The organism is Pseudoalteromonas sp. S8-8 (genome assembly GCF_000497875.1).
In the GTDB taxonomy this organism is placed as follows: domain Bacteria; phylum Pseudomonadota; class Gammaproteobacteria; order Enterobacterales; family Alteromonadaceae; genus Pseudoalteromonas; species Pseudoalteromonas arctica.
This window is the reverse complement of sequence record NZ_AUTR01000063.1, coordinates 67,159-80,044: the sequence shown is the minus strand read 5'-3', so window position 1 is coordinate 80,044 and position 12,886 is coordinate 67,159. Positions and strand designations below refer to the sequence as shown.

The window sequence follows — 12,886 nt, the reverse complement described above, 5'->3', positions numbered from 1 at the left end:
ATGTCATAGGTAAGATCTTAAGAAATTGAGTTGAAGCTCAATTCATGATCAAATGGTTGTTACCACACAAACCACAGAATCAAGAAAAGAGCTTCAAATGAATGCTAACATTTTTATTAATAAGTTAAAAAGTATCCTAAGTGAAAAAAAACTGAACCGACTTGGTAAACAAGTAGCATTTACTAAAAGAGAAAGAAATATTACCGCATTTCATATGGTTGTTAGTCTTGTTGCTGCGCTTGGGGATAAAAAAACGATCTATTTATCCGAAATATTAAGAGTTTATAATCAGCTAACAGGGCAGTCTATTAAGTATAAGCCTTTTCATAACCAGTTAGTTAAACCTGAACTAGCTGAACTAATGCGAGAGGTAACAAATAGAGTTTTTAATTGTTGGATAAATGATGCGCTTAAGTACACGAAAAAAGATTTGTTCAAGTTTGAGAATATTTTAATTCAGGACGGTAGCTCTATTATGCTTCATCGTTCTTTAAAAGATGTTTTTCCTGGGCGATTTTCAAATACGTGTCCAGCAGCGATTGAATTGCATGCTACTTTAAATTTAACGCAAGGTTGCTTTGAAAAAGCAGGTATAACACCAGACAGTTATTCTGAACGTGAAGAACTTCCAACATTTAAAGAGTTGAAAGGACAGTTGTTACTTGCTGATAGAGGGTATTATTCAGGTAGTTATATTCATGAATTAGATAAAGCAGGAGGATTTTACGTATTAAGAGCTAAGGGGTTAAAAGCAGTCAGAGTACATAATGCTTTTAAGCAAAATGGACAGGAATTAACAGGAAGTCATTCCCCAAAGTTATGTGAATTGCTCCCCGAATTACCTAAAAATGATCTTATTGATATGAATGTTAGCATAAAAAACAAGCTAACAAGAGTCGTTGGGTATTGGTCAAAAAAAGAAAAACAATATACATTTTTAGTCACTAATTTATCTATTGATGAATTTACAGCGACTGAAATAGGCAAATTATATAGGTTACGCTGGCAGGTTGAATTACTTTTTAAGGAGTGTAAGTCTTATAATAATTTACGCGGCTTTCAAACATCAAACGCAACCTTACAAGAGGCGCTAATTTATGTAAGTTTAATAGTAACCACGCTTAAAAGGTTTTTAACTGGCTGTATTGAAAAGATATTCAAAACTGAAATGTCTACAATGACAGTAGCAAAAACAACGGGTGTTTGGTGGATTGGCATATTAACAGCGATTATTAGGAAGCATAGGAAAGGATTGTTAAATGCAGTTAATGGAGCATTTGACTTTCTGAGGAAAAATGCTGCTAGGGCACACCCCAAACGCGATCGAAAAACAGGAGTATTTCAGTATGGGGTAGAGCCAAATTTTTAAGGCTGTACTTAATGTTTTTCTTAAGTACCTACCTATGACATAGATGTAGGTAAGGGGCGTGAGCAGGACGCGGAAGCTTTGCTCGGTTTTTACTTAGCCCACTAGGTTACAAACCTCGCGCCGCGATTAAATCGCCCCTAGATTGAACAAATTTCAATCCACAAAGATCAACACGCCCTTAGCCTTCACTTATATTTTTTATGGCGGGTTTATTGTGCTTTTCGTTTTACTACCCTAAAGCGCGACATTACTTATCACTTTGTCAAAAGGCGTTAACTAAATCATGTGCTTATTTAGATAAAAAATTAGCCCGTTAATTTACTTTTAATTGAGTATAAAAAATGCCAGCAATACATTGCTGGCATTTTTATAGCCTACCTATTTATTACTTTGCTAATTTTTTAGCTAGGTATAACCATGTTTCTATTACTGTATCTGGGTTTAATGAAACAGAGTCAATACCCTGCTCTACTAACCATGCTGCAAAGTCTTCGTGATCTGAAGGACCTTGACCACAAATACCTACGTACTTTCCTTTTGCTTTAGCTGTTTTAATTGCCATAGAAAGTAGCTTTTTAATTGCAGGGTCACGCTCATCAAATAAATGTGCGATTAAACCAGAATCACGGTCAAGACCCAGCGTTAACTGTGTTAAATCGTTAGAGCCGATAGAAAAACCATCAAACATTTCTAAAAATTCATCAGCAAGTAATGCATTTGAAGGTAGCTCACACATCATGATTACTTTAAGACCATTATCGCCGCGTTTAAGGCCATGTTCTTCTAGTAATTCAATTACGCGTTTGCCTTCTTCAAGGGTACGTACGAATGGGATCATGATTTCTATGTTAGCCATATCCATGTCATTTCTTACGCGTTTTATAGCTTCACATTCTAGTGCAAAACAATCGCGGAAGTCTTCAGAGATATAACGTGCGGCACCACGAAAACCAATCATTGGGTTTTCTTCTTCTGGCTCGTATTGCTGACCGCCAACTAGGTTTGCGTATTCGTTTGATTTAAAATCAGACATACGAACAATTACACGCTCTGGTGCAAATGCACACCCTAGAGTAGAAATACCTTCAACCAGTTTTGTTATGTAAAATTCTACTGGTGATTCGTAACCGGCAATCATGTCAGTAATTTCTGCTTTTAATGCATCTGTTTGAGCATCAAAATTTAATAACGCTTTAGGATGAACGCCAATCATACGGTTGATAATAAATTCAACTCGCGCAAGGCCAACACCTGCATGCGGTAAGCGTGCAAAGTCAAATGCACGATCGGGGTTACCTACGTTCATCATAACTTTCATTGGTAGTTCTGGCATTTTATCAACGCGTGACGTTAGTATTTCAAAATCTAAAATACCTTCGTAAATAAAGCCGGTATCGCCTTCGGCGCACGATACAGTGACTTCTTGTCCCGCTTTAATTAAATCAGTTGCGTTACCACACCCTACAACAGCTGGAATACCAAGTTCGCGTGCAATGATTGCCGCGTGACACGTACGTCCACCACGATTTGTAACAATCGCTGCAGCACGTTTCATGATTGGTTCCCAATCAGGGTCGGTCATATCGGTTACTAAAATGTCGCCTACTTGTACCTGATCCATTTCTTTAATTGAATCAAGAACACGAACAACACCGCTACCAATTTTATGACCAATTGCACGGCCTTCAACAACAACGTTGCTTGTACCATTTAATTGAAAGCGTTCCATTACGTTAGAGTCTTCGTTTGAGCGAACAGTTTCTGGACGTGCTTGAACTATATATAGTTTGCCGTCGTTACCGTCTTTTGCCCATTCGATGTCCATAGGACGACCGTAATGTTTTTCGATGATTACAGCTTGCTTGGCAAGTTCTTGCACTTCTTCATCTGTAATCGAAAATTTATTTGAAAGCTCAGGGGCAACATCAACGATGTCTACTTGCTTACCGTGTGCTTTATCTTCTGAGTAAATCATTTGAATGGCTTTAGAACCAATGTTACGACGTACTACTGAAGGTTTATTTTTAAGGAGTGTTGGTTTATGAACATAAAACTCATCAGGGTTAACTGCACCCTGTACAACCATTTCACCTAAGCCGTAGCTTGATGTAATAAATACAACGTCTTCAAAACCAGACTCTGTATCAATGCTAAACATTACGCCAGATGCTGATTTATCTGAACGTACCATGCGCTGAATACCCGCTGATAGGGCCACACCACGGTGATCGTAACCTTGGTGAACACGATACGAGATTGCACGGTCGTTAAATAATGAAGCAAATACGTGTTTAATAGCGACCATGACTGAATCGATACCAACAACGTTAAGGAAAGTTTCTTGCTGGCCTGCGAATGATGCATCTGGCATATCTTCAGCGGTAGCTGATGAACGTACTGCGAATGATACATCTGCTGCAGTATCGCCATGAAGTTGGCTATATGCGTCGCGAATGGCTTGATCTAGGTTTGGTTGGAATGGTGTGTCGATTATCCATTGGCGGATATCGGCACCGACTTTAGCGAGTGTATTTACATCATCAACATCAAGTGTATCTAGGATGTTGTGAATCTTTGCTGTGAGTCCTGATTGATCTAAAAACTCATTAAAAGCATCAGCGGTAGTTGCGAAACCACCCGGTACTTGTACACCAGCGTTTGCTAGGTTTGAAATCATTTCGCCAAGTGAAGCGTTTTTACCGCCAACTCGAGGAACATCTTGCATACCAAGCTCTTGATACCAGAGAACGTATTCTTGCACGGATCTTTCTCCAAAAAAAACAAATTGTAGGTCTAACTGTGAGAGTTAAGAAAGAAAACCTTTTATAAAGGTCATCATCATTCTACACTGGCAATAGTCCTCACGTAAACCGTGAGAAACCCATTTTAGGGATTTAAACGCAATAAAAAGGTTAATTATGAGAACTGCTTTTTATATATCAGATGGAACCGCTATTACTTCAGAGGTGTTTGGGCATGCGACTTTGTCGTTGTTTCCTATCGATTTTAATCATAAAACAATTCCATTTGTAGAAACTGAAGAAAAAGCGCACGAAATTAAAGCATTAATTAATGCAACCGCTGCAAAAACAGGCGAAAAGCCATTTGTTTTTTTTACTTTTGTTAATCACAATTTAAGTGAAATTATAAAATCAGCTGATGCAGTCACGTATGACTTTTTAACTACATATAGCGAAAAAATAGAAAAAGAACTCAATGTAGCCCCAGTTCCTAAAATGCATCGTACGCATTCCATCCACGAAAAAAGTTATGATTTTAGAATTGATGCCGTTAATTATGCTCTTATGAATGATGATGGCGGAAATATTAAAAACTTTTCTGAAGCAGACATCATTTTAATTGGTGTTAGTAGAAGTGGTAAAACACCCACAAGCTTATACTTAGCACTGCAGTACGGCATTAAAGCGGCTAACTACCCTATTACAGAAGAAGATTTAGACAATGAAGGTTTGCCTAAGTGTTTAGTCCCTTATAAACATAAGTTATTTGGACTTACGATTGACCCTGAGAGACTTGCGGCTATTAGGCATCGACGTATGGCGAACTCTAAGTATGCTTCAATTAAACAGTGTCGTATTGAGGTTCGCGAAGTGGAAATGTTGTATAAGCGTCATAAAATTGCTTACTTTAATTCTACGCATCATTCTGTTGAAGAAATATCTGCAAAAATATTGATAGAAACAGACTTGGAGCGACGTAAGTACTAACTTACTCATCAAAGAAATAAAAAAACCGCAACTAAGCGGTTTTTTTTGTATCAATAAATATTATTTACGTGCGTCTTTTAGTAAATCAGCTACTAAAAAGCCTAACTCTAATACTTGGTCGGCATTAAGGCGTGGATCACACTGCGTTTTGTAACGCTGTGCTAGGTCATCGTCAGATAAACCGTAAGCACCGCCAGTACACTCTGTAACGTGCTGGCCTGTCATTTCTAGATGAACACCACCTGCGTATGAACCTTCAGCTTTGTGTACAGCGAAGAACTGACTGATCTCGCGCATAATATTGTCGAAGTTACGTGTTTTGTAACCTGATGTCGCTTTTTCAGTGTTACCGTGCATTGGATCTGAGCTCCAAATTACTTTACGGCCTTCTTGTTGAACTCTTCTTACTAATGCTGGAAGTTTTTCAGGAAGTATATCTGCACCCATACGCGTAATTAGCGTTAAACGACCAGGAATGTTATCTGGGTTTAATGCATCAATTAAACGAATTAGGTCATCTGGGTCCATACCTGGGCCAACTTTAACACCAATTGGGTTTTTAATGCCTTTGAAAAACTCAATATGTGCATGATCTAGTTGACGAGTACGTTCACCAATCCAAACAAAGTGAGCAGAACAATCGTACCAATCACCAGATAAGTGGTCGCGACGAGTAAGCGCCTCTTCGTAACCAAGTAGTAACGCTTCGTGAGAAGTGTATAAATCGGTTTCTTTTAAGCTTGGCGCAATTGTAGAGTTAATTCCGCACACTTCCATAAACTCTAGTGCGTCTTGAATTTTATCAGCAAGTTGTTGGTATTTTTCTTTAAGTGGATTTGCAGCAACAAAGCCCATGTTCCAACGGTTTACCTGGTGAAGATCGGCAAGGCCACCTTGTGCAAAAGCACGTAATAAGTTTAACGTAGCGGCACTATGATGGTATGCAGTCATTAAGCGTTGTGGATCGGGTATACGTGCTTCTTCTGTAAACTCGATATTATTAATAATGTCGCCACGGTAAGATGGTAAAGACACGCCATTAATTGTTTCTAAGTTTGCTGAACGAGGTTTAGCGTATTGACCAGCCATGCGCGCTATTTTAACTACAGGGCATTTACCGCCGTAAGTTAATACAACAGCCATCTGTAAGATTGTTTTGAATGTATCGCGAATGTTAGCGGCATTAAAATCGCTAAATGATTCTGCACAGTCACCACCTTGAAGTAAAAAAGCTCGACCTTCGCACACATCTTCAAGCTGTTTGAATAGGCTTCTTGTTTCTTCAGCAAAAACTAAAGGCGGTGCCGTTTTTAATTGGCTTTCTACTGATTTAAGTATTTCTTGATCCGGGTACTGTGGCTGCTGCAGTATTGGCAGCTCTCTCCAGCTATTTGGGTTCCACGATTGCATAATTTTTCCTCATTCCTACATTACCTGATAAGAAGAAATTAACGTATGCAGGCCCCTATGTTCAAGGACTAAATTCACTATTTTCCAATTATTTAGTTATGAGTTAAGTATAAAAGTAATCTTACTTAACCTAGGTGGTTATATAACATACACTTTAGTTTTATTTTGAAGAAACTAAAGTGTTTAAATACATGCGTTTAGAGCTAACTATTTATAATTTTAACGCATTGAGAATAAATAGTACATAAGGGTATGTTATACGTAATTTAGCTAGGAACACATCATACTTAAATGACAGCTTCTGTAATCTTAACTTTACGCGGATAATTAATTAATAGCTATCAAGTGCTATGTGCAGAGCTTAATGTATGATATGAGCGTTTGTGGTAATCATTTATCTGCGCTTTAAATCCTAGATGCATAGTCTTGTATAGCACTCGTATGCAGGACTATACTCACAAGTGCCACAACTTAAAGGTGTGGTAGGCCATTAAGTTTTCTCTTCAAAGTGATAGTGTTACTTAACAATTCGCCATGATTAAAGCCCCTCCTGCTAGAAGTATCTTTAAAGAGGAACTGATATCAAAAAGCATTTGTAGTCATTGTAACCTTTAGCCTGATCACCGTACTGCCAACACGGTGTAATATGAGTCAGTAATTATAAATAATAATGAATGCTAAGACGGTTAGATAAATATATGAAAATTATATAAATCCGCTTAACTGATTTTTCTAAACTTAGTTTTATCACCTACTACGTAGATAATCTAGTACTTGGCGTATTAGCCTTTTTATATACGACAAAGTAAATACTCTAATGTCATATGAATTAGTAAGGAGTTTCAATCTTTCTTCATTTATATATTCTCACCTTAAAGAACACATCATACTTAAATTAATTATAATGTTACTATAAGCCTCGAGTACTATTTATTATTTATTTAGACAAAGCAAAGTGCATGTAATAATATAAGGCTAGTAAGATGTGTTCTTTGAGGTGTGTAATGGTAACTAAGGTACAAATTAGAAGTCAGTTTGATTTAATGAACGAATTAACTTTGAGGTTGATTGAAGAACTAAAAGAGTGTGAATTCTCCAAAGCGGAATATTATCAATTACCAGATGTAAGTAGTTTCGATGAGAGTAAAGTTCCAGAATCTATACTTGTTTCTAAAATCACTGGAGTACCTGCTCAAAAAGCAATCCTAAACTCTTTTTCAGACATGTATAAAAAATCAGGATTAAGCAGTCGTGTTTTAAAAAGGCACCCTGGTTTGCTCGTCATTAAAAATGCAGATAAACAAGCTTTAAATAATCGTATAGCTCAAGTAAATAAAGCTAAAACTACGTTTAAAGAATGTATATTAGCTATTGATAGCAACGATGCTCGATTTGAAGCAGTTCACAATGCTATACCAAATTTAATAACGCTTGCTGCATATCGTAAAATTCATAGTGAAAGCGAATCGCCATTTTCGGTTAGGTTTACTTGGATGCACAAACACGCAACTAAAACGCTGACTAAAAAAATGGCTCTCGAAATGCTCGACAAATCGGCCAGTTATCGAAATCCAAGAATGATAGATCAACAAAAATGGCAATCACTTGTAGCTCAAGAACAATTACGGGTTGCTAGTTTAGGCGAAAAGGAAAAACTTAGAATTCGCCGCCCTACTCGAGTGAGTCCACAGGTAAATGTGAGATACACAGCGCAAAATCGCTATCATGTGAGTGCTGCATTACCCTTTATTCTGATTAATCCAGAACCAGACGTAAAATTAGGTATATTACCTGATTATCAAAAACCCGAAACTCACCCTCGTAAGCGCGAGTATGATTTTTTGGTTGATAGGTTATATTTAGAACAGGTTGAGCGGTAGTCATTATGTTAAAAAGGCCACATAGTGTGACCTTTTTAGTTATGCGTACGTTATTTAAAATAACGGTTATTATTTTTCTACTATTTCTTCAATTTTATCTTCATCAATCAGCACGGCATTTTCAACAATGCGTTTACCGCCTTGGATTTCAATGCGTTTGTTGTGTTTGTTCAATGTAAGTATTTCATCGCAAAACTGATCAGACGGGTGCATTTCGTATGTGTAATCGATAATGTTACCGGTTTTGTCATCTTTAACGTTTGTGATGCTGTATTCTGATATTGCACCTTTTTCAATCAAATCTTTCATTGTGGTGGTCATATCACGACGAAGTGCTTTTAATTTATTTTCGGTAATATCATCAGTTGAATAAATAGATCCGTATTTTTCCATAATAGAAAGTAATCTAAAATGGTACGTTTTACCTGGTGCTGCATAACGCCAAAGGTGATACAAACGAAGCATCATCCAACGCGATAATCCACGTTTTAATTCTTGAGCGCTATTAAAGTAATACCCTTTGTATTCAAGGTTATCAATCATGTTATGAACAAATGCATTTAAACAGGCGACGCATTTTACATTGCCACCCTGACCTTTTTTGCCACTAAAATGCAGTGACGATAAAAAGTTCATGTTTGACTCGTAAAACGAATCATCTATATCAGAATTTTTAGTATCTGTTGCCGAATATTTAAATGAAAGTTTAGAACCTTGCAATGCTTCAAGTGACTCTTTTATTGCAGGATATGGCATTGACTGCCCTACCGCTTTGAGTTCTTGTGCTAATTCGTTCATAGAAAAAACAACCGCGTATTGAATACCGGATTTAAAATTAATTTTAACTATTTTGCCTTTAGAAGCTAAACGAATAAGTGCTCGCTCTACTTTTTCTTCTCTATCTGATGGCCAAACAAGGTATTCAACATCTTCGCCATCTTTGCGTGTACTTACAACAGCTGGCGTTATTTTTATTTCGCCATCGTACAAAATACCATCTACTTTTTCAGATATTTTACGCGTAATAATTGTTTTTTTAGGCGCTTCTTCAAGTGGCAATTTTTTATAGCCCGAGCGAACAAAGCGTCCCCACAAATCATAGTGATTAAACGTGTTTGAATATGCACGTAATCCATGTGCTGCATTTTCAATAGAAATTCGCACGTCTTTGTTGTCTGTAAATAGTGCTAAACTTTCGTTATCTATTGCACTTTCCACCCCGTGGATTTGGCCCCTAAGTGTATCGGGCAAGTTATCTACCGAGATGTTGACCTTTCGGCTCATTGTTCTTATTTCCATTTTTATTGCGACAGCTAATAACAACACATTAAGCAACAAAAGTTAAATGTTTAAGTTAGTATAAAAGTGATCTGACTTTAAATAAAACGTTTGGATCACTATTATACTAAGTGATGTACATTACTTACGATTCCAGATCATATTTATACTAACTGGACTATCACAAATCTAATTTTTACTAACTCAGCTGTTATTTTGTCCATTACAATGGCTTAATTTTAAAATTAAGCACGACAAATACACCAAAAAATATATTCCCCTGTGGATAAAGCCTTACCGAGTTAGAATAGATCTGATCTGTACCAAGTACAGATCAGATCTATACTAATTAAAAGCGTATTTTGATGTTGCGACTAGTGCATAACTTTATAATTTACTTAGTAAAAAACTGATCTGCAGGGCTCTTTTTGTTCATAACTTCATGCGTAACCTGTGCATAACTCTATATTTAAAATAGACCTTAGTAAAAAGCTGATCCGCAGGTAGATAAAGATCTGATCTTAACCAAGTATAAACCTGATCTGCTTTTTTAAACATTATTCATATAAATCATAATGTTATGTGCTGATTTTACACCCTTAACCTTTATTACCTTATATATTTAACCACCTTTAAACTTCTTTATTTATACTAAGCAATATTAAAGGTGTAAAAATATTTTTAGATGTCTTGTTTTTAAAATGCATGTCGTCTTAAATAGTTGTTTACAGCTATTTGAATGGACATTATACTAACTGCCTAACTTTGAGGAAGAAAGTATGTCTATCAACAATAACGCATTAAGTACCTATCGGCTTTTGAAAGCCACAGCTGAAGTTGCTGAAAAATCATTAGAAGGACGTATTCAGCACTACCGTGCCCATCTTAAATCAGAAGAAAAAGAATTAAGAACGTATACGCAAAAAGCAGCTGCTGATTTATTAGGTTGTAATAATCGTACTTTAAAAAGACGTCATGATAATGGCGACTTCGATGATTTAAACATAAAACGCGGTGCTAACGGTCACTATGCTTACACATTAGTAAATATTTTTGCTATGGCCGATATTATGGACATTAAACCAGATCATCGTACTGGTGATGACAAACTGCAAGTTATTGTAATTAATTCTCTCAAAGGCGGCTGCGGTAAAACTACCAGTATGGTTAATATAGCGGCAGCGCTTGCAACTACAAATATTAAACGTTATCGCATTGGTATTATAGATTTAGACCCACAAGGCTCTTCTTCAAGCTTTTTTCCTTCAAGTGAGCACGACCCGATTACTGTTGGTGATTTAATGCGCGATTGCATAGATTTAGACGAGGGTGAAACATGGCCTGAATTTGTGTCTAACTCATTTTTACCAACGCATATCCCAAATATTCGTGTATTACCATCGGGTATGGATGACTTTTACTTTGAGCACGAAACGGCAACATTGCTCAAAGATACCTCAAATTATGAGCAAACTCGCCATTACCACAAGTTACTTGAGAAAGTAATTGACCCCGTTAAAGACGAGTTTGATATTATCTTAATTGACACAGCACCTACCCTTAACTTTATGTTTTATAATGCATTAATGGCCTCTACTGCGATGCTTATTCCTGTTCATCCGGAAGCTGTAGATTTTGATGCTAATAACAAATATTTAAAACGACTAGGTGAGATTTACCATACAGTTGCAGCACTTGGCCATGAGGGCTGGGACTTTATGCAATTTTTAGTGACCAACTATGTGAAAGGTAATCACTCACAGCGCGATATCGTTAAAGATGTTCGTAGTGCATTTGGTCGCCAAGTAATGAGCTACCCAATCAATCACAGCTCCGCGATTACCGCTAGTTCATCGTCTTTCAACACTATTTTTGATCAAAAAGCATCAGACAGCTTAGCAAGTCGTGAGTCATTAATGCGCGCTCAAGAAAATATTAAAGATGTGGTCGATGAGCTAGAAATGCTTATTCGTTCAAATTGGCAGTCAACTCAATCAACACTCAATACCCCTAAGTAAGGATGTTAAATAAAAATGGCTAAAAAACGTAAAAATGACACCCGCTTAGATCCATTTGCAACTGCTGTAGGCAGCAGTAGTCTTGATGCATTACTAGAACAAGCGAATGCTGGCGATGTAATTAGAATGCCTGCACCGAGTGACCCTGCTCGTCAAATTACGCTTGTTTGTAAAGTGATCGCACATGCTGATATTGAATCTTCCACTGGTGTATACGGCAAAAATCGTCGTGTACAGGCACTTCTAAACGAAAAGTCAGTATCAGACATTCTTCCTGCAATTCGTGAGGATGGTCGAAATCAACATCCTGCCTTACTTTGGGAGCAAGGTGACAAAAGTTTAGTTCTGGCAGGTTCACGTCGTCGTATGGCCTGTATTTTAGGTAACGCAGATTATTTAGTACTTAGTTCAAGCGATTTTACTGATCAAGATGCAAAAATTTTAGCGGTATCTTCAGATCAATACATTGCTCCTAGTTTATGGGAGCTTGGCCAAGCTTACCAACAAACTAAAAATGAACTTATTGAGCAAGATAAAAAAGGATCTTATAGAGAGATTGCCGCGATAGAAGGTGTATCGCATACTGCAATTGCAGATGCAATTAAAGCTTATGAGCAAATTCCTGCTGATGTTATTGCGCTTTACCCTACTGCTAATCACGTAGGTCGCGAAGTCGCTAAAAAGCTTGTTAGCGCAAAGGAGCGAGACGAAGAGGCGTTTAATCAACTTGTTAGTGCCCTTGCTAGTGATGAAGAGTTAAATACGATTACAAGCGACGACAAGCGTGCAATGGCGATCACTAAATGCCTAACTTCAGAGCCACAAGTAGCTGTTAAGCGCGAAGCTGTACTAGAAAATAACTTTATATCGGTACAACGCAATTTAAAAAGCGGTGATGTCTCTATCAAAATTGATAATAAAGTGATGACAGACAAGCGCTTAGAGCAATTAACTAAGTTATTAAGTGCCTTTAATTAGTTAGTTAAATAATGATCTGTCAGGCATATTTACTTAGTTAAATAGTGATCTGGCAGATTGTTTTGTTAGTAAAGATCTGATCTTTACTAGCCTATTTCCTCTTTAAATAATCATATTCCTTCCTCAAGATCACTTTTTTACTAACTAATCTCCTCTTTTTAGCTACATTCCTTCATTTATTATTATTGTTAGTAAAATCGTGATCTGTAATGCTTACTTTTATGT

At 37.0% G+C, this 12,886-nt stretch carries 8 protein-coding genes; 5 read left to right on the top strand and 3 right to left on the bottom strand.

All coding sequences use genetic code 11. The features are described from left to right. The first annotated feature begins 97 nt into the window (after positions 1–97). On the top strand, positions 98–1,369 hold the full coding sequence (locus tag L659_RS0119260; protein WP_024590080.1) for an IS4 family transposase: 1,272 nt from the start codon (positions 98–100) through the stop codon (positions 1,367–1,369). A gap of 385 nt (positions 1,370–1,754) precedes the next feature. Here the strand turns inward: L659_RS0119260 and ppsA are convergent, their stop codons facing one another. Further along, positions 1,755–4,130 (bottom strand): phosphoenolpyruvate synthase, encoded by a 2,376-nt coding sequence (ppsA, locus tag L659_RS0119255; RefSeq protein ID WP_007583187.1) that lies wholly within the window; start codon positions 4,128–4,130, stop codon positions 1,755–1,757. Positions 4,131–4,287: 157 nt separating this feature from the next. Here ppsA and ppsR point away from each other — a divergent pair, with 157 nt between their 5' ends. Then, a complete protein-coding gene (gene ppsR / locus L659_RS0119250) occupies positions 4,288–5,097 on the top strand; it encodes a posphoenolpyruvate synthetase regulatory kinase/phosphorylase PpsR (RefSeq protein WP_007583184.1) in 810 nt (269 codons plus the stop codon). Positions 5,098–5,157: 60 nt separating this feature from the next. On the opposite strand, the gene L659_RS0119245 is transcribed toward ppsR, so the two are convergent. After that, positions 5,158–6,507, bottom strand: coding sequence for a class II 3-deoxy-7-phosphoheptulonate synthase (locus L659_RS0119245; protein ID WP_024591592.1), 1,350 nt, complete (start codon positions 6,505–6,507; stop codon positions 5,158–5,160). A gap of 1,004 nt (positions 6,508–7,511) precedes the next feature. On the opposite strand from L659_RS0119245, the gene L659_RS0119240 reads away from it, so the two are divergent. Further along, on the top strand, positions 7,512–8,387 hold the full coding sequence (locus L659_RS0119240) for a DNA replication terminus site-binding protein (protein WP_024591591.1): 876 nt from the start codon (positions 7,512–7,514) through the stop codon (positions 8,385–8,387). A gap of 69 nt (positions 8,388–8,456) precedes the next feature. Here L659_RS0119240 and L659_RS0119235 read toward each other — a convergent pair whose 3' ends face one another. Beyond that, positions 8,457–9,671, bottom strand: coding sequence for a hypothetical protein (locus L659_RS0119235; protein ID WP_024591590.1), 1,215 nt, complete (start codon positions 9,669–9,671; stop codon positions 8,457–8,459). A 773-nt stretch (positions 9,672–10,444) separates the two neighbouring features. Between L659_RS0119235 and L659_RS0119230 the strand changes: the two genes are divergently transcribed. Both L659_RS0119230 and L659_RS0119225 read left to right on the top strand, forming a co-directional pair. Then, positions 10,445–11,683, top strand: coding sequence for an AAA family ATPase (locus L659_RS0119230; protein WP_007583176.1), 1,239 nt, complete (start codon positions 10,445–10,447; stop codon positions 11,681–11,683). 15 nt (positions 11,684–11,698) lie between these two features. After that, positions 11,699–12,661, top strand: coding sequence for a transcriptional regulator (locus tag L659_RS0119225; protein ID WP_024591589.1), 963 nt, complete (start codon positions 11,699–11,701; stop codon positions 12,659–12,661). Positions 12,662–12,886 lie beyond the last annotated feature (225 nt).